The organism is Paraburkholderia sp. XV, from assembly GCF_020177535.1.
Lineage (GTDB): Bacteria > Pseudomonadota > Gammaproteobacteria > Burkholderiales > Burkholderiaceae > Paraburkholderia > Paraburkholderia caribensis.
The window spans coordinates 1-22,143 of the sequence record NZ_JAGUUD010000126.1; the positions used below are offsets into that span (position 1 = coordinate 1).

At 63.7% G+C, this 22,143-nt stretch carries 26 protein-coding genes; 11 read left to right on the plus strand and 15 right to left on the minus strand.

All coding sequences use genetic code 11. The features are described from left to right. Window positions 1-328 (minus strand): GntR family transcriptional regulator (locus KFO72_RS35525; RefSeq protein ID WP_225034060.1); only part of this gene is annotated, 328 nt, incomplete at its 3' end. 24 nt (window positions 329-352) lie between these two features. Next, window positions 353-568 carry a hypothetical protein gene (locus KFO72_RS35530; RefSeq protein ID WP_054932561.1) on the minus strand — a complete coding sequence of 72 codons (216 nt, stop codon included), beginning with the start codon at window positions 566-568 and terminating at the stop codon, window positions 353-355. Window positions 569-595: 27 nt separating this feature from the next. Here KFO72_RS35530 and KFO72_RS35535 point away from each other — a divergent pair, with 27 nt between their 5' ends. From KFO72_RS35535 to KFO72_RS35545, 3 genes are all read left to right on the plus strand, one after another. Next, the gene (locus tag KFO72_RS35535; protein ID WP_225034051.1) at window positions 596-1,060 is read left to right on the plus strand and encodes a hypothetical protein; all 465 of its coding nucleotides are present in this window, start codon (window positions 596-598) and stop codon (window positions 1,058-1,060) included. Between the two features lie 108 nt (window positions 1,061-1,168). Next, window positions 1,169-2,572, plus strand: coding sequence for an OFA family MFS transporter (locus KFO72_RS35540; RefSeq protein ID WP_054932562.1), 1,404 nt, complete (start codon window positions 1,169-1,171; stop codon window positions 2,570-2,572). Between the two features lie 22 nt (window positions 2,573-2,594). Then, window positions 2,595-2,720, plus strand: coding sequence for an MFS transporter small subunit (locus KFO72_RS35545; RefSeq protein WP_036000996.1), 126 nt, complete (start codon window positions 2,595-2,597; stop codon window positions 2,718-2,720). A 62-nt stretch (window positions 2,721-2,782) separates the two neighbouring features. Here KFO72_RS35545 and KFO72_RS35550 read toward each other — a convergent pair whose 3' ends face one another. The 10 genes from KFO72_RS35550 to KFO72_RS35595 form a co-directional block, all read right to left on the minus strand. Next, window positions 2,783-4,021, minus strand: coding sequence for a sensor histidine kinase (locus KFO72_RS35550; protein WP_062916261.1), 1,239 nt, complete (start codon window positions 4,019-4,021; stop codon window positions 2,783-2,785). A 108-nt stretch (window positions 4,022-4,129) separates the two neighbouring features. Next, entirely contained in the window at window positions 4,130-4,891 is a 762-nt protein-coding gene (locus KFO72_RS35555; RefSeq protein WP_054932564.1) for an ABC transporter permease, read from the minus strand. Beyond that, on the minus strand, window positions 4,888-5,835 hold the full coding sequence (locus KFO72_RS35560; protein ID WP_060603560.1) for an ABC transporter ATP-binding protein: 948 nt from the start codon (window positions 5,833-5,835) through the stop codon (window positions 4,888-4,890). Before KFO72_RS35560 ends, KFO72_RS35555 begins: the two co-directional genes overlap by 4 nt. Window positions 5,836-5,918: 83 nt before the next feature. Beyond that, a complete protein-coding gene (locus KFO72_RS35565; RefSeq protein WP_054932566.1) occupies window positions 5,919-6,272 on the minus strand; it encodes a Rieske (2Fe-2S) protein in 354 nt (117 codons plus the stop codon). After that, a complete protein-coding gene (locus tag KFO72_RS35570) occupies window positions 6,269-7,159 on the minus strand; it encodes an intradiol ring-cleavage dioxygenase (protein WP_107203928.1) in 891 nt (296 codons plus the stop codon). Before KFO72_RS35570 ends, KFO72_RS35565 begins: the two co-directional genes overlap by 4 nt. A 64-nt stretch (window positions 7,160-7,223) precedes the next feature. After that, window positions 7,224-8,282, minus strand: coding sequence for a maleylacetate reductase (locus KFO72_RS35575; RefSeq protein ID WP_225034052.1), 1,059 nt, complete (start codon window positions 8,280-8,282; stop codon window positions 7,224-7,226). A 22-nt stretch (window positions 8,283-8,304) separates the two neighbouring features. After that, window positions 8,305-9,768, minus strand: a complete 1,464-nt coding sequence (locus tag KFO72_RS35580) for an aldehyde dehydrogenase family protein (protein WP_054932568.1) — start codon at window positions 9,766-9,768, stop codon at window positions 8,305-8,307. 91 nt (window positions 9,769-9,859) lie between these two features. Beyond that, entirely contained in the window at window positions 9,860-10,855 is a 996-nt protein-coding gene (locus KFO72_RS35585) for a hydroxyquinol 1,2-dioxygenase (RefSeq protein WP_225034053.1), read from the minus strand. Between the two features lie 24 nt (window positions 10,856-10,879). Then, window positions 10,880-11,371, minus strand: a complete 492-nt coding sequence (locus tag KFO72_RS35590) for a hydroxyquinol 1,2-dioxygenase (protein WP_225034054.1) — start codon at window positions 11,369-11,371, stop codon at window positions 10,880-10,882. 205 nt (window positions 11,372-11,576) lie between these two features. Beyond that, window positions 11,577-12,542 carry a LysR family transcriptional regulator gene (locus KFO72_RS35595; RefSeq protein WP_054932571.1) on the minus strand — a complete coding sequence of 322 codons (966 nt, stop codon included), beginning with the start codon at window positions 12,540-12,542 and terminating at the stop codon, window positions 11,577-11,579. 333 nt (window positions 12,543-12,875) lie between these two features. Between KFO72_RS35595 and KFO72_RS35600 the strand changes: the two genes are divergently transcribed. Further along, window positions 12,876-13,223, plus strand: a complete 348-nt coding sequence (locus tag KFO72_RS35600) for a DUF3564 family protein (RefSeq protein ID WP_007735625.1) — start codon at window positions 12,876-12,878, stop codon at window positions 13,221-13,223. Between the two features lie 120 nt (window positions 13,224-13,343). Here KFO72_RS35600 and katE read toward each other — a convergent pair whose 3' ends face one another. Then, a complete protein-coding gene (gene katE / locus KFO72_RS35605) occupies window positions 13,344-15,446 on the minus strand; it encodes a catalase HPII (RefSeq protein ID WP_107203923.1) in 2,103 nt (700 codons plus the stop codon). A 209-nt stretch (window positions 15,447-15,655) separates the two neighbouring features. On the opposite strand from katE, the gene KFO72_RS35610 reads away from it, so the two are divergent. From KFO72_RS35610 to KFO72_RS35625, 4 genes are all read left to right on the plus strand, one after another. After that, window positions 15,656-16,066, plus strand: coding sequence for a hypothetical protein (locus tag KFO72_RS35610; protein ID WP_225034055.1), 411 nt, complete (start codon window positions 15,656-15,658; stop codon window positions 16,064-16,066). Between the two features lie 194 nt (window positions 16,067-16,260). Beyond that, entirely contained in the window at window positions 16,261-17,397 is a 1,137-nt protein-coding gene (locus tag KFO72_RS35615; protein ID WP_225034056.1) for a ligase-associated DNA damage response exonuclease, read from the plus strand. Beyond that, entirely contained in the window at window positions 17,394-19,085 is a 1,692-nt protein-coding gene (locus tag KFO72_RS35620; protein ID WP_225034057.1) for an ATP-dependent DNA ligase, read from the plus strand. The genes KFO72_RS35615 and KFO72_RS35620 overlap by 4 nt, the downstream gene beginning before the upstream one ends. A 74-nt stretch (window positions 19,086-19,159) precedes the next feature. After that, window positions 19,160-19,741 (plus strand): TetR/AcrR family transcriptional regulator, encoded by a 582-nt coding sequence (locus KFO72_RS35625; protein WP_054932578.1) that lies wholly within the window; start codon window positions 19,160-19,162, stop codon window positions 19,739-19,741. Here the strand turns inward: KFO72_RS35625 and KFO72_RS35630 are convergent. Next, entirely contained in the window at window positions 19,738-20,529 is a 792-nt protein-coding gene (locus KFO72_RS35630) for a class I SAM-dependent methyltransferase (RefSeq protein WP_054932579.1), read from the minus strand. The genes KFO72_RS35625 and KFO72_RS35630 overlap by 4 nt on opposite strands. 232 nt (window positions 20,530-20,761) lie before the next feature. Here KFO72_RS35630 and KFO72_RS35635 point away from each other — a divergent pair, with 232 nt between their 5' ends. From KFO72_RS35635 to KFO72_RS35645, 3 genes are all read left to right on the plus strand, one after another. Beyond that, window positions 20,762-21,088 carry a DUF190 domain-containing protein gene (locus KFO72_RS35635; protein WP_225034058.1) on the plus strand — a complete coding sequence of 109 codons (327 nt, stop codon included), beginning with the start codon at window positions 20,762-20,764 and terminating at the stop codon, window positions 21,086-21,088. A gap of 102 nt (window positions 21,089-21,190) precedes the next feature. Beyond that, window positions 21,191-21,580: a hypothetical protein gene (locus KFO72_RS35640; RefSeq protein ID WP_036000954.1), complete on the plus strand. Its 390-nt coding sequence runs from the start codon at window positions 21,191-21,193 to the stop codon at window positions 21,578-21,580. A gap of 2 nt (window positions 21,581-21,582) precedes the next feature. Next, complete coding sequence (locus tag KFO72_RS35645) at window positions 21,583-21,957, plus strand: DUF190 domain-containing protein (protein WP_054932580.1); 375 nt, start codon at window positions 21,583-21,585, stop codon at window positions 21,955-21,957. Here KFO72_RS35645 and KFO72_RS35650 read toward each other — a convergent pair. Beyond that, on the minus strand, window positions 21,945-22,143 hold a 199-nt coding region (locus KFO72_RS35650), incomplete at its 5' end, for a hypothetical protein (RefSeq protein ID WP_225034059.1). The two genes, KFO72_RS35645 and KFO72_RS35650, sit on opposite strands and share 13 nt — an antisense overlap.

The following is a 22,143-nucleotide window of genomic DNA, read 5'->3' on the forward strand; positions in this document are numbered from 1 at the left end:
TGGCGTGCAGCGTGGCGAGACGCGCGGCCATGCTTTCCAGCGCGGCCCACATCTGGATCATCTCGACGATCTCACGCTTGCTCTTGCGCACAATATAGATGCCGCGCCTCGGCACCATGCGCAGAAAACCTTCCTGCTCCAGCAGCGTCATCGCCTCGCGCACGGGCGTGCGGCTCACGCCCAGCGATTCGCTCAGCGCGCGCTCGTCGAGGCGAATCTCTTCGCTCGACGCGTAAATGTCCGCATCCGCGATGGCCTGACGCAATAACGCGTAGGCCTGATCGCGGAGGCTGGCGCTGTTACCGATGGGTTGCAGCGCCAGAGGCAGATTCAGTGCGGGTGTGGACACTGCTTAGTTCGACGAGCCAACCGCGTTCATCGCGGCTTCGACGCGCGCGCGGTACGGCGTTGCTTCACGCACCGTGGCGGCTTCGAGACCCACGTAGCGGCCATGCTTCGATGCCAGCTCGGCGACATGCTGGGGAATCCACCGGGTCAGCAGCACGGTTGCGGCCGAACCCAGGCCCACGACAGCGACGGCGAAGAATGCGAGCGACACGAAATCCATTTGATGCTCCGGTCATTGAGTGATTGGATGACTCAATCATATGCTGCGTCGCGGAAAAAATCAAGTATCTTGTATGTGGTATATCAGACACAGTTGTTCAGCGGCGACAACAATCCAAACGTAGCACGCCATGCCCGGAACCGCCACGGCTGGTCGTCAGAGCGCTTACTGTACTTTTTTCCTGGGCTGAGAATTGTACTTTTAGAACGGTTCGTCAACAGCAAAACAAGGCCGATTGCCATCTCGAAAAAGCGCGTGCGGGCCTTTCCATGTGCTAACGCAGCAAACTGCACGCCCGTACCGATTCCACCCCGAAATGAATGCGCTGCCGAACTGCGTCACGCGGTCGCCTGCGGCGGCATGCCGCTTGAAATCGCTGTATCCCGCTATGCACAACGGTCGCAGCCGTTTCCATATGTACTTAATTCTCATATTGCCAAGCGGGTCCCGGGCACCTATCGTCTCGCCATTGCCGAATTTGGCCCCCGGTAGCACGTTTTTAATATGTTGCAGCCCAACATATCTTCTAAAAGTTGCGCTACCTCAAGTTTCGGCAATTGCAACCGATAACCAGACGTTCAGCCCGATCGGAGACCGACCATGAGCAGCATCACTGAGCCCGGCGGTAACGCCAGCTCGCCATCATTCTTTTCAAAACAGGCAACGATCGCCCAACCTGGCTTTTCCCGCTGGATGGTGCCGCCTGCCGCCCTCGCCGTGCACCTGTGCATTGGCCAGGCCTATGCGTTCTCCGTGTTCAACGGGCCGCTCACCAAAGTCATCGGCATCACGCAGTCAGCGCCGGACGACTGGTCGCTGACCACGCTCGGCTGGATCTTCTCGCTCGCGATCGTCTGCCTTGGCTTGTCGGCGGCGTTTGCGGGGAAATGGCTCGAAAAAGTCGGCCCGCGCCGCACCATGTTCACGGCCGCGTGCTGCTTCGGCGGCGGCTTTATCGTCTCGGCACTGGGCGTATGGACGCATCAGATCGCGCTGCTGTATCTCGGCTATGGCGTGATCGGCGGAATCGGGCTCGGGCTCGGCTACGTGTCGCCCGTGTCGACACTGATCCGCTGGTTCCCGGACCGTCGCGGGATGGCGACGGGCATGGCGATCATGGGCTTCGGCGGCGGCGCGATGATCGCCGCCCCGCTGTCCGTCGCGCTGATGAACCACTTCAAGAGCGCCACGAGCATCGGCGTGGCTGAAACGTTCATCGTGCTGGGGATCGCGTACTTCATTTCGATGTCGATCGGCGCACTCGCGATCCGCGTGCCGCCCGCCAACTGGAAGCCGGCCGGCTGGACGCCGCCCGCCACCACGACCCAGAAGATGATCACGCGCAACCACGTGCACATCGACCAGGCGTTGAAGACGCCCCAGTTCTATCTGATCTGGCTGGTGCTGTTCCTGAACGTGACGGCCGGCATCGGCATTCTCGGCCAGGCTTCCGTGATGATCCAGGAAAGCTTCAAGGACACGGTGAGCGCCGCGGCAGCCGCGGGCTTCGTCGGCCTGCTGTCGCTCTTCAACATGGGCGGCCGCTTCGTGTGGGCCTCGGCGTCGGACTACGTGGGCCGCAAGAACACGTACTTCATCTTCTTCGCGCTGGGCGCCGTGCTGTACTGGCTCGTGCCGAGCTTCGCGTCGTCGGGCAACATCGCGCTGTTCGTGCTGTGCTACTGCGTGATCCTGTCGATGTACGGCGGCGGCTTTTCGACCGTGCCCGCCTACCTCGCGGACATGTTCGGCACGGCATTCGTCGGCGGCATTCACGGACGTCTGCTGACGGCGTGGGCGGCAGCGGGCGTCGCGGGCCCCGTGCTCGTCAACTACATCCGTGCGTATCAGGTCGCGCATGGCGTCGCGAAAGCGGACGCGTACACGATGACCGTGCACATCATGACGGTGCTGCTGGTGATCGGCTTCATCTGCAACCTGCTCGTCAAGCACGTGCACGAAAAGCATCACATGACGGACGCGCAACTCGCGGCCGCCAAATAAGGTCGGACCAAGGAGAAACACAATGTCGACGCAAACGCCTCATCCGACGAACAAGGGTCTGCTGGCCGTGTTCTGGGTGTATGTGCTGATTCCGCTGACGTGGGGCGTGGTGAACACGCTGCTGCAGGCGATGAAGCTGTTCGGCTGAGCCGATTTCAGCACCGCAGTTTGAAGAAGGCCGGGCATCGCTGCCCGGCCTTTTTTATTGCGCTAGAACTTCGGCGCGCCTGCTGTTTCCGCAGGCGGCAGCTGCATCGGAAAGGTGATCTCGAACGTCGTGCCGACGCCGCGCTGCGAATCGAAGCGCAACTCGCCGTCGAGCATGCGGCACAACTCCTTGACGATCGCGAGGCCGAGACCCGCGCCGGGCACGTCGTCGTCATTGGCGCGCTCGAACTCCTTGAACACACGGTCGCGATCCGACGCGCCGATACCCACGCCCGTATCCGACACGCGCAGACACCAGGCGTCGTTGCCGCGCGCCCTCATTTCCAGCGTGACCTCGCCCGCGTTCGTGTATTTAGATGCATTCGTCAGCAGATTGATCGCGATCTGCTTGAGCTTGAGGCGGTTGGACTGCACGGAAGCCAGTTGCCCGTCGAACGAGGGATTCAGCTTGAGTCCCTTCTCGCGGATCGCCGGGCCGCATGAAGCGACCAGTTCGTCGAACAGCGCGTGCAGATCGACGGTTTCGACAGCGACCTGATTCGTGTCGCCGAGCACGACCGAATACTCGACCAGTTCGTCCACCAACACCTTCATGTCGGCGGCTTGCCGGTTCGCGAGCGCGAGCGCGGCCTCGGTTTTCGACGGCGCGCGCGCGACGAGCTGCAACGCCATCGAAAACACATTCAGAAAGTTGCGCAGATCGTGCACGACGCTGCGCGTAATCTGCATGCGCGACTCGTAGAGTTCGCCGACCAGCTTCTGCTTGAGGAGCAATTCGTGATTGGCGCGCTCCAGCCGCCCCGTATAGTCGTCGATCTTGCGATCGCGCTCCGTGACGACTTCGCGTATCGACGTCAGCGTGACGAAGCTGATCGCCTCGTCGATGAAATAACGCGCGCGTTCTTCATGACGCCGCGTAAAGGCGGGATGCCCCTCCGCGTACTGCACGACAGCGCCCATCAGCACCTGGCGGAACAGATCGAGTTCGCGCACGAGCTCGTCGATGCGGTAGCCCTGTTTCCAGCGCATCTTGCCGTGCAGCTTTGCCTTGCGCTCGATCTCGGACTCGAGCTCTTCGAGGTCCTGCTGCTCGAGCGCGCGGCACATGGAATCGAGAATGTCGGGAACGTGGTCCGTCAACTGCTCGTTCGTCAGCCGATCGGGCTCCGTCAGCTCGACGTCGCTGAATACCGCTTTCATCCAGCGCTCGGTGAGCTCGATCTCGTTCTTGCGGATGTGCCCGGCGAATGCGCCGAGCGGTCGTGATTGCGTCGTTGCCATTTGTCGCTCGCGTCTCGCCTATAGCGCCATGCTGCGATATCGAACGGCTGCGATGGACGACCGGCAGCCCGCTCCCATGTCGGCTTAGCGCCAACGACGATCATCCTACTACGACTTCAGGCGATAGCCCGTTTTGAATATCCACGCGATCACCGCAAGGAAGATGCAAAGAAACAACGCAGTCATGCCGAGACTGATGCCGACGCTGACATCCGCCAGCCCGAAAAAGCTCCAGCGAAAGCCGCTGATCAGATAGACGATCGGGTTGAACAGCGTAACGATTTTCCACGCGGGCGGCAGCATCGCGACCGAATAGAAACTGCCGCCGAGAAACGTCAGCGGCGTGATGATGAGCAGCGGCACGAGTTGCAGCTTCTCGAAGTTGTCGGCCCAGATACCAACGATAAAGCCGAGCAGACTGAAGGTGACGGCCGTCAACACGAGAAACGCGATCATCCAGACGGGATGCTGCACCTGCAACGGCACGAACAGACCCGCCGTGGCCAGAATGATCAGACCGAGAATGATCGACTTGGTCGCCGCTGCGCCGACGTAGCTGATCACGATCTCCAGATACGACACGGGCGCGGACAACAGCTCGTAAATGGTGCCCGTGAAGCGCGGAAAATAGATGCCGAACGACGCATTGGAAATACTCTGCGACAACAGCGACAGCATGATGAGCCCCGGCACGATGAACGACCCGTAGCTGATGCCTTCCACTTCGCGAATGCGCGAGCCGATCGCGGAGCCGAACACGATGAAATAGAGCGATGTCGAAATGACGGGCGCGATCACGCTTTGCATCAGCGTGCGCCCGGTGCGCGCCATTTCGAAGCGGTAGATGGCGCGGATGGCATGGAGGTTCATCGCACGCTCTCCTCTTGTTGTTGCTTGTGCACAAGACTCACGAAGATGTCTTCGAGCGAGCTTTGTGTGGTATGCAGATCCTTGAAGCGGATACCCGCTTCGCTGAGGTCGTTGAGCAGCGCGACGATGCTGCTGCTCTTCTCGCGTTCGGCGTCGTAGGTATAGATCAGCTCGCCGTTGTCGTTCGCAAGCTCCAGCCCATAGTGCGAAAGCGACGCCGGAATGCTCGCGAGCGGCGTTTCGAGCTGCAGCGTCAACTGCTTCTTGCCGAGCTTGCGCATCAACTCCACCTTGTCTTCGACGAGCATGATCTGGCCGCCGTTGATCACACCGATGCGGTCCGCCATCTCTTCGGCTTCTTCGATGTAATGCGTGGTGAGGATGATCGTCACGCCGTTCGCACTCAGCGAACGTACGAGCCTCCACATGTCGCGCCGCAATTCGACGTCGACGCCCGCTGTCGGCTCGTCGAGAAACAGGATGCGCGGCTCGTGCGACAACGCCTTGGCGATCAGCACGCGCCGCTTCATGCCGCCCGACAACTGGATGATGCGGCTATTGCGCTTCTCCCACAGCGACAGGTCGCGCAGCACCTTCTCGATATGGGCCGGATTCTTCGGCTTGCCGAACAGGCCGCGGCTGAATGAAACTGTCGCCCAGACGGTTTCGAACGCATCCGTGGTCAGTTCCTGCGGCACCAGTCCGATCAGCGAGCGCGCGGCGCGGTAGTCGTTGCGGATATCGCGGCCGTCGACGGTCACGGTGCCTTCGCTCGCATTGACGATGCCGCAGATGATACTGATGAGCGTGGTCTTGCCCGCGCCGTTGGGCCCGAGCAATGCAAAGATTTCGCCTTGGCGAATGGAGAGGTCGATACGCTTGAGGGCCTGAAAACCCGATGCGTATGTCTTCGACAGATTCGAGACCGAGATGATGGGTAGCATAGACGCGAACGATAGCAGATACCGCCCCGCCACGCCGTTACTCTGCCCGATCCGACGTTCCAGCGGCTACGCGCGCGGTTTTGTCAAACATCCTTGTGTTCCTGACTTTCGATCACCATCCGCGCTTCGACCCGCACGGGCACGCGCGTCAACGCCGCGCCAAGGCAAGGCCCGTCGACGCACACGCCGTCCTCGAAGCGGAACATCGCGCTGTGGTGCGCGCACATCAGATGCTCGCTGTCATAGGTCCAGAAAGTGTCCGGCTCGTAGTTGAGCGGGATCGAGAAGTGCGGGCACACATTACGATAGGCCCACACACGATCGCCGCGGCGCAGCACGACGATGGCAGCCTCGCCCCCTGCCGCGGGCGCGACCTGCCTGCCGCCGCCATCGGGGATGTCATCGAGCGGACATAACGCCGTTGCCGTCATCATCACGCCGCTCCGTCTGAGCGCGTCAGCACGAAGTCGCGCTGCACGTCGAAGAACGGGCTCGGCAAGTCCCACTCTTTCGCATCGGCGCGGCTCGGGTTCGTCACATAGTCGACCACGAGCGAAGGCTTCACGCCGAACACCGCATCCGAATCGACATACGGGTCGTCAGAACTGAACAGGGCCGTGGTCAGCGTGTCGTAGCCAGGCGCCTGAATCAGGAAATGCACGTGCGCGGGCCGCATCGGATGACGGCCGAGCGCGAGCAGCATCTGGCCGACGGGACCGTCCGTCGGAATCGGATAGGGCGTCGGCTTGATCGAACGGAACGCGTACTCGCCGTTCGGCCCCGAGCGGAAGCGCCCGCGCAGATTGCTCTCCGGCTGGTCAGGGTCCTGTCCTTCGTACATGCCGTTATTGGCCGTCTCCCACACTTCGATCAGCGCGTCCGGCACAGGCTTGCCCGATTCGTCGATCAGCCGCCCGCGAAACAGCGCCGGCTCGCCTTCCGTGCGGGCGATGTTCGCGCCGAACGCTTCGTCGTGCGCGCCCTCGCGATAGAACGGCCCGAGCAGGCTGTGCTCCGTGGCGGCGGATTCCGTCACGTCGTGCCGGCGATGAATCGCGTCCAGCATGATCGACAGGCCGAGCGTGTCCGACAGCAGAATGAACTCCTGCCGGATACCGTCGCATTGCTTGCCCGTCTGCGTGAGGAACTCGATGCCGCGCCGCCATTCGTCGCCTGTCAGTTGCACTTCTTCGGCAAACGCGTGCACGTGCCTGATGAGTGCCGTCATGATCTCTTTCAGGCGGGCGTCGGCGCAGCCCGAAAGCGTGGCGAGCACGATGTCGGTAGTGGGGTGAATTGCGGAGTTACCGTTTGTCTCTCTCATGATGTCCTCACGCTCTGTAGGCGCGCGTTGTGTCGTTTGCTGCTTGACGGATGTACCGCCCGCGCTATGCGAGCGTGCGTCCTTCGTATGCATTTTCCAGCAACGCGCGCAGCGGCTCGCGCTCCACTGCACGCGGATTCCAGTACGGGCTCTTCAACGCGAGATCGAGCGCGATGTCGATATCGCCTTGCTTCATGCCGATGTCTTTCAGCGCAATCGGCGCGCCGTTGTCGCGCGCGAGATCGTACACGGCTTGCGCAGCGTCGTCGGCATGCAGGGCGCGGGCGATACGCTGCATCGCGTGCGGCGCTGCCGCGCGGTTGTAGGCGAGCGCGTGCGGCAAAACGATCGTGTGGGTCTCGGCATGCGGCAGATTGAAGGTGCCACCAAGCGTATGACACAGCTTGTGATGCAACGACATGCCGACACTGCCCAGCACCGCACCGCACAGCCATGCGCCATAGAGACACGCGCCGCGCGCATCGAGGTCGTCAGGCGTCTTCATCACGCGCGGCAAGCCTTCGCCCAACGCGCGTATGCCCTCTTCCGCCATCAGGCTCATGATGGGATTGGCGTCCTGCGCGTAGAGGCCTTCGGCGGCATGCGCGATCGCGTTGATGCCGCTCGTCAACGAAAGCGCGGGCGGCAGCGATACGGTCAAGGACGGATCGTAGATGACGGTCTTCGGCAACACGCGCAAGTCCCGGCCCGTCTTCTTCACGCCGCTTTCCGTGAGGCCGTAGATCGGCGTCATTTCGGAACCCGCGTACGTGGTCGGAATCGCGATGATGGGCAGCGACGTTTCGAGCGCGATTGCTTTGCCAAGGCCCGTCGTCGAACCGCCGCCGATGGCGATCGCGCAATCGGCGCCGACACGCGCCGCATATTCGCACGCCGCGCGCGCCGTTTCGACGGGTACGTGCATCACGGCTTCGGCATAGACGCCCGCCGCGCGCGGCCCGATGCGCTGCGCGAGTTGCTCGGCCTGTGCGCGCTGCTGCGGCGTCGCCAGCACGATGGCGCGTTGCGCGCCGAGCAATTCGATCTCGCGGTCCAGATGATCCAGGCTGCCGACGCCGAATACGACGCGCGAAGGCAAGCCCTGATAGACGAACGGTTCCATGTCGTTAGCGATTCAGCACAATTCAGCGCGGATAATAAGGCGGGATCTGCGCATCGACATTGATCCACACCGACTTGGCCTGAGTGTACTCGCGCATCGCTTCGAAGCCCATTTCGCGCCCATAACCGCTCGCGCCGACGCCGCCGAACGGCGAACCCGGGCTCACGCGCTTATAGCAGTTGACCCACACCATACCGCTATGAATCTCGCGTGCGATCAGATGCGCGCGTTGCAGATCGCGCGTCCACAGGCCTGCACCGAGGCCGTATTCCGTGCCGTTCGCAATGGCGAGCGCTTCTTCGTCGGTGCGGAACGTCGTCACGCTCATGAACGGCCCGAACACTTCTTCCTGCGACACGCGGTCAGTCGGCTTCGCTTCGACGATGGTCGGCTCGACATAGCAGCCATTCGCGAGCGCCGTGTTGTCCGGCGACTTGCCGCCCGACAGCACGCGTCCGCCCTGCTCGCGCGCGATATCGACATACGACAGCACGCGATCGCGATGCTGGCGAGACGTCAGCGGGCCCATTTCCGTCGACGGATCGAGCGGATCGCCGATGCGGATCGAACGCGAGAGCGCAACGAATTTCTCCAGCACCTCGTCCGCGACCGACTCATGCACGATCATCCGCGACGCGGCGATGCACGCCTGCCCTTGGTTATGAAAGATGCCGAACGCGGAGCCTTGCACGACGGCATCGATATTCGCGTCGCCGAACACGATATTCGCGCCCTTGCCGCCCAGTTCGAGCTGCACCTTCTTCAGGTTGCCGCTCGACGCCTGCACGATCTTGCGCCCCACGGCCGTCGAGCCGGTGAATGCGACCTTGCCGATCTCCGGATGTTCGGCGATGTACTGGCCCGCGACATGCCCGAGCCCCGGCAGAATATTGACCACGCCTGCCGGAAAGCCGACTTCGGCCATCAGTTCGGCAATGGCCAGGCTTGAGAGCGGCGTGAGTTCGGCGGGTTTCATGATCACGCAATTGCCCGCTGCGAGCGCGGGCGCCATCTTCCAGCTGGTGAACATGAGGGGGAAATTCCACGGCACGACCTGCCCGACGATGCCGACGGGCTCGCGCGTCAGGTAGTTCAGAAAGCCCTGCTCGACGGGAATCACCGAGCCTTCGAACTTGTCGGCCATCCCGCCGAAATAGCGGAACGTCGCTGCCGTGCGCGGCACGTCGAGATGGCGCGTGTCGCGGATCGGATGGCCCGTGTCGATCGATTCGAGGCGTGCGAGCCGGTCCGCATTCGCTTCGATCGCATCGGCGAGCTTGAGCAGCAGACGCCCGCGCTCGGCGCCCGCCATCTTGCTCCACTTCGGGAACGCCGCTTTCGCCGCGGCGACGGCGCGATCGACGTCGGCGTGATTCGCCATCGCGACCTCGGCGATCACCGAGTTGTCGTGAGGGTTGAGCGTGGCGAGTGTTTCGCCCGAAAGCGATGGCACAAAGCGGCCGTCGATGAAGAGTTGCGTTTGCATGTCAGTCCTGCTCGATGAGGCGTTTGGGCGTGAGCGTCCCCGCGGCGCCGGCTAGCCGGCGCCGTGTATCGGAGATCGCCAGAGGAAGTGCTTAGAGCTGAATCGGATACGGCGGCAGTTCACCGCTCTCGTACCGCTTCGGTAGATCGGGCGTCGCGTTTTCCCACACCAGCAGCATCGAACGCTTCTGCGAATAGCCCTTGTGGCGGATATCGGCGGGCATCGCGGCGATGTCGCCGGCGTTCATCGTGATGCGCGCACGCGGCTCGCCCGTGTCCTTGTCGGCGACATCCCAGATGATCTGATCCGACAGTTGCAGGAACCACTCGACGCGATCATTGCCATGAAACACGGGCAGCACGAATTCTTCCGTGGTCGGGCAAAACAGGCTCTGCTTGCACACCGACGTGACCGACGGATTCCACGTCACATCCGAGCGCGACAGATACTTGAACAGGCTGAACGCATGCAGTTCCTTTTCGAAGCCGGGCGCGGCGTGAATCTCCGGCTCGTCTTGCGCGACATCGGCGAATTGCCGGTTGACGGGGAAATCGTCGCGCAGCGGCGAATCGCCTTCCAGTCCCGGCATGCGCTTCGTCGCGATGCGCGTGCGTTCGATCGCCGCGATGTTGTCGCCATGCTTCGCGCCGAATGCGGAACCCGTCTCTTCCGGCGCGGCGAACGGATCGAAGCCTTCGTTGACCCAGTCACGCAGAATCGCCTTGAAGGTCGCCATGATGACGGGCGTATCGAACTGCTGCGTATGATCGACATCCGCGTCGCGGAAGCTCGCGTTATACGCGCCCGCATACATGTCGACCTTGCCGTAGTGATTGCGCGTGCCGATCACATCGTCGAAATTGACCCAGCCGTAGAAGAAGCCCCACGCGACGTCGCGCATCATCGCGCGCAGGAAGTCGTCGGCGTGCATCTGATGCGAGCGCTGTTCGCCTTTCGCGGGCCACTTGACGGTGACGAAGTAGGCGTCGCGTGAAAACTCGAAATCGCCGAGGCGGAAGGTGCGATAACCCGTAGCGGCATCCGGCTCGCCGGCGCAGACGTTTTGAACCGTGTTGACTGTGCTCATGACCCACCCAGAAAAGGTTGTGCGTTACTGAATGCAGATGTCTTTCCACTTCTCGACCGAATAGCGGCCCAGAATGGTCTGCACGAGCAGCACACCTTGTCCTGCCGTCTCGAAGCGATACGCGGCGCCCGCGGGCAACAGCGCCTGGTGGCCGCGGCGCAGCCGCACGAAGCCCATGCTCTTGCCGGAAGGCGTGCCGTCGAGCCGCACACTGCCCTCGGTTTGCGCATCGACGAGCGGGCCGTCCGAAGGCTTGATGAAATGCACGTCGATCTCGCCGTCCATCACGACGCAGAACTCGTCGTGCGATGCCGTGAACCACGGCGACACACCTTCCGCGCGCAGCGTTTCGATCACGTACTTGAGGTTCTTGCCGACCACGATCTTCTCGTACGGCGCGGCATGGCTCGCGACTTCGAACACATTCGACATCGCGTAGTGCTCGGGCTTGCCCTCGATGATTTCGATGGAGCCTTTACGGTAGTTGTCGAGACTCCCCAACCAGGTCTGCTGCATGTCTGCCTCCTTGAATCTGCGTTGATTCTGTCGTCTTGCGTGATTCCATGGACGCAAGAGTAAGTGCCGGGAGGCGCAACAGCAATGATCCGAGGTTCGGCAAATCAGAACGCTGGGTGCGGGCCGAAGACCCCAGGGAAATTACCTGGCGGCGTCGTTCAGGCCTGCGCGAAGGGCCGTGCGGGCAGCATGGGCAGTGCCGCGCTCACTGGTCGGCGAGTTCCTCGCCGACGCTCTTCGTATCTTCGTCGTCGGGTGCGATGCCGAGCGCCTTGTCCCATTGCGGCTCGCGCAGATAACGTCCGCGCAGGAAGTCGACGAACGCCTTCACCTTCGCCGTCGAGCGATGCGACGCGGGGTACACGGCCGACAGCCACAGCGGCGGCGCCGCGTAATCGGGCAGCACGCGCTCCAGCCGGCGTTCGAGCAGGTCGGCGGCGGCGACCATCGTCGGCAGATAGACGACCCCTGCGCCCGCTCGCGCGAATTCGAGCAGCAAGTGCACGCTATTGGTTTTCAGCACCGGATTCAACGCGATTTCGAAGCATTCGTTGCCCTTCATCAGCGGCCACTTGTCGCCCCACGGGTAGTACGAGTAACGCGCGAAATCGTGCCGCAGCAGATCGAGCGGCGTTTCGATGACGGGTTCTTCCTTCAGATAGCCGGGCGCCGCGCACAGCACGCCGCGCACGGGAAAGAGCCGCCGTTCGACGAGCAGATTCGACGCGGGCGGATAGATCTGCAACGCGAGATCGAAGCCTTCCTGCACGGGGTCGATCACGCGGTCGTTGACGGTCACGACGAACTCGATGCGCGGGTGCGCCTCGCGAAACTCGATCAGCGCGCGCGAGAAATGACCAAGCGCGAAACCCGGCAATACATGCACGTTGAGCGTGCCCGCCAGCGACTCGTGCTGCGCGACCGAGCGGCCGGACAGATCGTGGACCTTGTTGACGAGTTCGGCGCATTCCCGGTAATAGGTCTCGCCGATCTCCGACAGACGCACCGCGCGCGTCGAACGATGAAAGAGCGGCACGCCGAAGTGCTCTTCGAGCTGCTTCACGCGCGACGTGACGACGGATTTCGCCACGCCCAGCTGGCGCGCGGCGCTCGCGAAGCTCTGGGCCTCGGCGGCCCGCACGAACGCCTCCATCGACATGAACAGATCCATGCTGTCTCCTGTGCAACGACTGCTGAATGACGGACCGTTCTCTGCTGCGCCGCATGAAGAAGGCCGTTCCCGCTAATACAATGAGTGTACGTTTTTTCGCACGCGGCATCGCGATGCGCCGCGAATCAGGATGCCGCGTAAAAACGGCAACGCCACCGTGCAGTTTGTACAGAACACCGTGCGGCGCAACAACACGCGTTCTGACAGCGGGCCTTGCTGCACCGCGAACGCGGGCGAATCCCAAAACCTGGAACAGGCGTTGCTTTATCCGGCGACAGCCATTGGCCGGCCGCGCGGCCCCGGCGGCTGCCATCATGCGGACATGGAGGCTTCATGCGTCTGTCGATTCTCATCAATACATCCGACCCGACCGTCAATCACGACTACGCGGTGTTGTGGCTCGACACGATCAATCACGCGTGGACCTCGCAGGACCGACGCGGTGTCGAGCTGCCGTCGTCGGGCGAGGTGCGCGAGGACGGACACGTCATGTCGCTGTGCGCGCGCGGCAGCGAAGCACCGCTCGTCACGCTGTATGGCGTGCGCGTCGACCGGCACGGCAACATGACGTCGGCGCAAGGCCAGGCGACGTGGATCTCGCACTCGCGGCCCGACGCCGTCGCGGGGTTCTGGCGCTTGCAGGCCGTCGAGCGCGAGGGCTCGCCTTCGATGCGCCGTTAGGCCCTGGCCCTTAGCCATTAGCCTTTAGCCCTTAGCCGCCGTCGCCTCTCGTTCGATAAAAACGCCGTTGCTGCAGGCTGCAGCAACGGCGTTTCCACGCCTGAGCGGTGGACGCTTTCTTCAGGCAGGCACGCTCTCCGCCATCTGCCGGCGCCCCCACACGCGATGCTGCCCCACCGCTTCGATGAACGGCTTCAACACCGCCTCGACCTTGCCGTCGTCACCGATGAACACGCCCTCGCCTTTCTCGGGCAGATGCGACGCGCTCAGCACGTCCTTGCCCGCGCCCGTTGCCGCGATCGCCTTCAGATGCCGAAACGCCTCGAGCACGAAGTGGCGCGCGTCGCCCGACTGTGCGAGCGCTTTCGCGCCCTGCGCGCCGCCCACGACCACCACGCCGTCGAACATGATCGACGGCATGCCGGAGATCGTCGCATCGGGGTTCATGCCGTCGATGGGCGCGAGTGTCGGCGCGACCAGCAACGGCGTCGCGCCCTGCGACTTCAGCGCCGCCTGCACGCTCTTGATGGCGGCGCCATCGCTGCCCGGCGCCGCGAGCACCGCGATCTTGCGTGTCTTGATGCCGGGCACGCCCCGGTTCAGCAGGCTCAACGCCGGAGAGGGCTTTTGCTTGCCCACTGCCCGCGCGCCCTTGCCGGGCTTCGGCAGGCCGAGGCCTTCGGCCACTGTCGCCGCGAGGCCCGCGTCGAAGTTCGCGAGAATCTCATTGACCACGCGCGCGCGGATCTCCGGCCTGGTCACCTTGCCCAGCTCGAACTGATATGCGAGCGCGATATGCTCTTTCTCGACGTCGCTCATGCTTTGATAGAACAGTGCAGCCTGCGAGAAATGATCGGCGAACGACTCGCTGCGCACGCGGATCTTCGTGCCTTCCATCGGCTCCGCGTAGCTCTCGAAGCCGCCATCCTTCGCAGCGGGATCGGTCTCCTTCGGCCACGCGTCGCTCACTGAATTCGGCTCGTACGAAGCCTGGCCGACGTTGATCGTCTGCCTGTGCATGCCGTCGCGCTGATTGTTGACGTTCGGGCTGACGGGCCGATTGATGGGAATCTCATGGAAATTCGGGCCGCCAAGCCGGCTGATCTGCGTATCCGTGTACGAGAACAACCGCCCTTGCAGCAGCGGGTCGTTGCTGAAATCGATGCCCGGCACGACGTGACCCGGATGGAACGCGACCTGCTCGGTTTCGGCGAAGAAGTTGTCGGGATTGCGGTTCAACGTCATCTTGCCGATGATCTTCACGGGCACGATTTCTTCTGGCACGAGCTTGGTCGGGTCGAGCAGATCGAAGCCGAACGAATCCTGATCTTTCTCTTCGATGATCTGCACGCCCAGTTCGAATTCCGGATAGTCGCCGCGTTCGATCGCTTCCCACAGATCGCGCCGGTGAAAATCCGGGTCCTTGCCCGCGAGCTTTTGCGCTTCGTCCCACAGCAGCGAATACGAGCCGAGCACGGGCCGCCAGTGGAACTTCACGAACCGCATCTTGCCCTGCGCGTTGATGAAGCGGAACGTATGCACGCCGAAGCCTTCCATGGTGCGCAGGCTGCGCGGGATCGCCCGGTCCGACATGGTCCACAACACCATGTGCGTGGCCTCGGGAACGAGCGACACGAAGTCCCAGAACGTGTCGTGCGCCGAAGCGCCCGTCGGCATTTCGTTCGGCGCTTCGGGCTTCACGGCATGCACGAAGTCCGGAAACTTGATCGCATCCTGAATGAAGAACACCGGCATGTTGTTGCCCACCAGGTCGTAATTGCCTTCCGACGTGTAGAACTTCGTCGCGAAACCGCGCACGTCGCGCACGGTATCGGCGGAACCGCGCGGGCCCTGCACGGTGGAAAAGCGCACGTACACGGGCGTTTGCACCGATGGGTCCTGTAGAAAGGCAGCCTTGGTGTATTCGGCCATCGGTTCGTACACCTGAAACACGCCGTGTGCGGCCGAGCCGCGCGCATGCACGATGCGCTCGGGAATGCGCTCGTGGTCGAAGTGCGTGATCTTTTCACGCATGATGAAATCTTCCAGCAACGACGGACCGCGCGGACCCGCGCGCAACGTGTTCTGGTTATCCGCGATCTTCACGCCCTGGTTCGTGCGCAGCGCTTCGTTTTGCGGACGCACGCGAGAGCGTTCGAGATCCTTCGACTTGAGATCTTCCGCCGGCGCGGAAGGTTGCTGGTTACGCTGCCTGTTTGCCATCTATGGAACTCCTTTGCGTGAAAGCCGCGCGACGCGTGGGGCGTCTGCGCCTGTGTCGTCGATGGTTCTACGCAAGCACCGTTCCAGACGGAAGTGACTCACGACGAGTCGGCCGCGCAGCTAGCGGGGCACGGGGTTTGCGCTAGTGGATGCACGGGCGGGCCAACAGCACCGACTCGTGACGATCAAACCATCTGGGAGGTTCGACCATGAAACGCGCGATGAAGAAGGTACTTGCTACTGCCCTGGTCATGGCTTTGTCTGGCGGTGTCTATGCGCAAGGAGCAGGCGGCGGCGCTGCTGGCGGCGGTAACGGCGCGGGCGGCGGTTCGTCCGGCAACGGTGTGGGCGCGGGCGGCGGCAACGCGGGCGGCGCAGGCGGCGTGGCAACGCCCGGCGCGGGCGTGAACCGCATGCAGCGCGGCAGCACCACCGACAGCGGCTACGGCACGCCGGGCACGACTGCGACAGGCGGCGGCACGGGCACAGGCACGGGTTCGACGCCGAACAGCGCAGGCATGAACCGTTCGCACAACGGCACCATGCAGCAACGAGGCACCATGCAGCAGAACGGCACGACGCAGCCGGGCACGAACGGCACGAACCAGGGCGGACAGTAATGCCCATCGGGTCATAGGAAACGGCGGCTGTTCACGCGCCCCGGCGTCGTCCCGACGCCGGGGCGCTTCGCGTTTGCCGTTTGCCGCGCCCGCTTGCGTCGACGCGCGCGATGAACTTCCGCCGTGTCGCGCGAGTCCATTGATGCACGGGCGCACGCCTGCCGACACCGCCTGTTCCTTTGCGGAGACAAGCCTTGAGCCAACAGACAGACCTGATCGTCGCGCGTCCCGAAGGCCTGTACTGCCCGCCAGGCGACTTCCATATCGATCCGTGGCGGCCTGTCGAGCGCGCGGTCATCACGCATGCCCATGCCGATCACGCACGCTTTGGGCATCGCCGCTATCTCGCCGCTGAACCCGGCGCCCTGGTGCTGCAATCGCGGCTGCCGGGCATCGCGTTGCAGACGCTCTCATATGGCGAGCGCATCACGATCAATGGCGTCGCCGTGTCGCTGCATCCGGCGGGGCATGTGCTGGGCTCGGCGCAGGTGCGCGTCGAATATCGCGGCGAAGTGTGGGTCGCATCCGGCGACTACAAGCTCGACGCCGATCCCACTTGCGCGCCGTTCGAGCCCGTGCGCTGCGATACGTTCATCACCGAGTCCACCTTCGGTCTGCCCATCTATCGCTGGGACGCGCCGCAAACGGTGTTCGACGGCATCGACAGCTGGTGGCGCCACAACGCGGCCACGGGTCGCGCCTCCGTGCTGTTCTGCTATTCGTTCGGCAAGGCGCAACACATTCTCGCGGGGATCGATGCGGGCATCGGGCCGATCTTCTGTCACGGCGCGGTCGATCCGTTGAATCGCGCATATCGCGCCGCGGGCGTCGCGCTGCCGCCCGTGCGCCTCGTCAGCGAAATTCCCGCGAAGCAGAAAGAGGCGTTCCGGCAGGCGCTCGTGATCGCGCCGCCGTCCGCGCAGGGCAGCGCGTGGCTGCGGCGCTTCGGCGAATACAGCGACGCGTTCGCGTCAGGCTGGATGCGCCTGCGCGGTACGCGCCGTCGGCGCGGCGTCGATCGCGGCTTCGTGCTGTCCGATCATGCCGACTGGCCCGGCCTGCAAACGGCCATCGCCGCGACGGGCGCGCAGCGCGTGATCGTCACGCATGGACAGGTCGAGCCGATGGTGCGCTGGCTGCGCGAGCAAGGCCTCGAAGCAGGCGCATTCGCAACCGAGTATGGCGACGACGCAATCGAAGCAGACGCAGCAGCGGCCAGCGAAGGCGAACCTGCCATGAGCGCTGGCGTATCGACGCCCGGCGTATCGACGCCCGGCGTATCGACGCCCGACGTATCGACGCCCGACGTATCGACGCCCGAAACATCATGAAGCGCTTCGCCACGCTCTACACAGCGCTCGATGCCACGACATCGACGCGCGACAAGCTCGACGCGCTGACCACCTACTTCCACGCCACGCCGCCCGAAGACGCCGCGTGGGCGTCGTATTTTCTCGCGGGCGGCAAGCCGCGCCAGTCGGTGCCGACGCGTCTGCTGACCGACATCGCGCGCACGCGCGCCGGCCTGCCCGAGTGGCTGTTCGAAGAGTCGTATCAGGCCGTCGGCGATCTCGCGGAAACCATCGCGCATGTCTTGCCGCCCGCCGCGCGCACCTCGGAGCTTGGCCTCACCCAGTGGATCGAGGAGCGCATCCTGACGCTGCGTGGCGCGTCCCCGGACGCGCTGCGCGAGCGGCTCGTCGCGTACTGGGACGAACTCGACTGGAGTGGCCGCTTTCTGTTGACGAAGCTGATCGGTGGCGGGTTTCGTGTCGGCGTGGCGCGGCAACTCGTGGTGCGCGCGCTCGCCGATGTCGCAGGCGTCGATCACAAGCTGATCGCGCAGCGCATGGTCGGCTGGACCGATTCGCGCCAGCCGCCCGACGCCGCGCGCTATCTGCGCCTGATCGCACCCGCGCCTTCCGGCGACGCAAGCGAGGATGCGCAAGCCGCGCATAACCGCCATGAAAGCGAACTGGGCCTGCCCTACCCGTTTTTTCTCGCACATCCCTTGCAGGCCGATCCCGCGACGCTCGGCGAGCCGTCATCGTGGTTCGCTGAATGGAAGTGGGACGGCATCCGCGCACAAGTGGTGAGACGCGATGGCCGCGTATGGGTGTGGTCGCGCGGTGAAGACCTGATCACGGACCGCTTTCCGGAAGTCGTCGCGCTGGGCGAGACGCTGCCCGACGGCACCGTGCTCGACGGTGAAATCCTCGCCTGGGACCCCGGCGCGCTCGCGCCGCTGCCGTTCGCGCGGCTGCAACCGCGCATCACACGCAAGTCGCTGACGAAGCGCGTGCTCGCCGAATCGCCCGCCACCTTTCTCGCCTACGACCTGCTCGAAGCGAACGGCGACGATCTGCGCATGCAGCCGCTGCACGAACGGCGTGCCCGGCTCGATGCGCTGGGCGCGGCGCTCGCAGGCACGCTCGCGAAAGACCTGCTGCGCGTGTCGCCGCTCGTCGACGCGACCGACTGGAACACGCTTGCCACGATGCGCGACGAGAGCCGCGCGCGCGGCGTCGAAGGGCTGATGCTGAAGGAGCGCGCGTCGATGTATGGCGTGGGGCGAACCAAGGCGTCGGGCACCTGGTGGAAGTGGAAGATCGACCCCTACGCCGTCGATGCCGTGCTGATCTACGCGCAACGCGGCCACGGCCGCCGCGCGAGCCTGTACACGGACTTCACGTTCGCCGTCTGGGACGAGGCTGACGGCGTGCGCACGCTCGTGCCCTTCGCGAAGGCGTACTCGGGCCTCACCGACGAGGAGATGCGCGAGGTCGATGCCATCGTGCGCAAGACCACCGTCGAGAAGTTCGGCCCCGTGCGCAGCGTCACGCCGACGCTCGTGTTCGAGCTCGGCTTCGAAGGCATTCAGGCGAGTCCGCGTCACAAATCGGGCGTGGCCGTGCGCTTTCCGCGCATGCTGCGCTGGCGCACCGACAAGCCGATCGACGACGCCGACACGCTGGCGACGCTAAAGGGTTTCATCGACGAACGCGAACGCGCGCGCTGATGTCCGCATTTTTGTGCATTCTAGCCAACGGTGTCAAAATACGGCTTTGAGCATTTCGAGGACCGAGGCAAACCATGGCAGGAGTTCGTCAGTTCAATGAAGACGACGCCTTCGCACACGCGCTGGATGTCTTCTGGCGCAAAGGCTTTCGCGCCACGTCGATGCTGGACCTCGCCGAGGCGACGGGCGTGCAGCGCGGCTCGCTGTATAACGCATACGGCGACAAGGAAGAGATCTTCATACGCGTGTTCGAACGCTATGCGCAGCGTTTCGTCGCGGACGCGCGCAAGGCGCTCGACAAGCCCGATCTGCATGACGCGCTGACGTCGTTCTTCACGTTCGCGATCCGCTCGATCTCGCAGGGCACGCCCACGCGCGGCTGTCTGTCGACGAAAACCGCTGTCGAGCTCGAACCTGACTCGCCGCGTCCGCGCGAGGCGTTGCAGGCCATGCTCGACGCGCTCGAAGCGGCCCTCCTGAGCGTGCTCGACACGAAAGAAGCGCGCGCGCAATTGACGCTGCCGCCGCAGCAGGCGGCCAACCTGATCGTCACGACGACGCGTGGCATCGCGGTGATGGAGCGCGTCTACGGCGATCCGAAGAAACTCCGGCAGACGGCGTTCGCACTCGTCGATGCGCTGGTGCGCAAGCACTAACCCACGCGCGTCAACCGGAACGCGTACGTCACATAAGGCACGGTCACCGTATCGTGCGCGGCGAGCGCCGGCTCCGATGCGATCAGCGCGCGCACTTCGCGTTCGACCTGCGCCCACGCTTCAGGCGGCAACGCGAGAATGAAGCTGGTCGAGTGCACGCGCGTCACGATCACATCTTCGACGGACCCTGTATGTCCGTGCGGCATGTGCCGTTCTTCCAGATTGCCGAAACCCTCGGACGGGAATACCTTGCGCCACTCGCCCGTGTGATAGCGCGGCGCATCGCCTTCGCGCGCGTTGACGATCGCGTCGAGCCGCTCGACCCACGGCACGCGCGCATCGCGCACGTTCCACACGAGCCCGAGATGACCGCCCGGTTTCAGCACGCGGCGAATCTCGGCAAGGGCGGCGGGCGTCGCGAACCAGTGAAACGACTGCGCGCACAGCACGGCATCGATGGATGCGTCGGCGAATGGCAAGCATTGCGCGGTGCCCTCGCGCACGTCGACTTGCGGCAGCGCAGCGGCGATTTTTTCGCGCATCTGCGCGACGGGTTCGACGGCAATCACGCTCGCGCCCGTTTCGACGAGACGCGGCGTGAACTTGCCCGTGCCCGCGCCGAGATCGACGGCCGTCTTGCCCGGGCCTAGCGCCAGCTCGCCTTTCAGCCAGCCTGCCAGTTCGGGCGGATAGTCGGGACGGCCTTTGACGTAAGTATCCGCGCCCTTCGTATAGCCTTCCGAGGCAGCGTGATGAACATGTGGCACATGGGGCGTTGGGTCGGTCATATCGGTATTTGCAGTATGAAGAGTCTCATTGTGAACGATTCATTTACGCGCGAGCAAATGATCGTGTCCATGATGCACTGCCGCATCGAATGGAGGTCAATGGAGGTCGCTTCGTGCCATAGCCATGACGCTTCGCAACGCAGGCGGGCATCGCTCTTGCGAGACTGTCGCGCGCGCGTGCACAGCGCGATAATGGTTTTCACACGTCAGCGCGCAGCGCATGGAGGTCGGCATGCAAGGCAGCCAGCTCACCGTGTTCGCGGCCACGACCGGCCCGCGCAAGCACCATCAGACGACAGTCGGCTGGATACTCGACGAAGCGCGGCAAGCGGGCATCCAGGGCGCGACGGTGTTCGAAGTCAGCGAATGCGTGGACGTGCACGGCAAATATCATGCGGCGCGCTTTGTCGAGCTTGCCGAACAGCCTGTCGCCATCACGCTGGCGGGAGAAAGCGCGCGGGTCGATGCGCTGCTCGAGCGCCTGCGGCAAGGCGACGTGCCGCTTTTCTATACGCGCTGCGCAGTCGATTACGAGGTGCTCGGCAGCGCTGTCCCGTGAATGCGCGTAATCTGGTTCACGTCTGACGCACACAGCGATGCACACGCTTACCGCCCTGGCCGCTAGCGGTGCAACGCGAATCCGGGCGACAGGAGAAACGCGATGAAAACAGAGCCAAGACTCTTGCATGATGTCGGACTGTTCGATGCGGTGTTCGCTTACGTTCAGGACAAGGACCCGACGGTGCACGCGGGGGCGATGTTCGGCTGCCCGGCTGCGTTCGTCGGCTCGAATCTCGCGTTTTGCGTGTACGGCAGCGGCATTGGCATCAAGCTGCCTGCCGAGCGCGCTGCGATGCTGGTCGACACGGGCCGTGCGTTCGCCTTCCAGCCGTATGGCCGCTCGGCGATGCGCGAATGGGTCGAGATACGGATACCGCGCGAGCGCGTGGGTGAAATTGCCTCCGTGCTGATCGAAGCGGTCGAATATGCACGGCATCACGTGAGCCATGCGGGCGCCAGGGCGCCGTCGGCTTCGGCGTCGCGGGCGTAGCGATGAACGGCTGTCAATTGACTTTCTGCACTGAGCGCAACCGGCGGCACGGTCATCAGACCGTGTGCGAATGGCTGCTGCACGAGGCGCGTGGGCTTGGGATTCGCGGCGCGACGGTGATCAGTTGCGCGCAGGGCGTCGGGCATGCGGGTGCTCTTCATGCTGCGCATGCACTCTCGCTCGGCGACCAGCCGCAGCAGGTGATCCTCGCGGCCACCGACGCTGACGCGGATCGACTGCTGGAGATCGTGCGGGCGGCGAATGTGCATGTGTTCTTTACGCGTACGCGGGTGGAGTTCGGTTGGATTGGGGGTGATGAGGCGGATGCCGGGGCAGAGGGGCGTCATCGTCGGCTGTTCAGCCGTCACGGAAGGTGATCTGGGGTTGGGTGTTTTTTGCCCGCGTACGCGGGGGATTTCGCGGTGCGAGCGTTGCTCTTGGGCGGCGTCGTGGCTGGCTTTGTCTGCGACTGCTGGGCGCGGGCTTTTGCTTTGCGCTCGCCGTCCGCGGTTTTGGGTTTTGGGTTTTGGGTTTTGGGTTTTGGGTTTTGGGTTTTGGGTTTT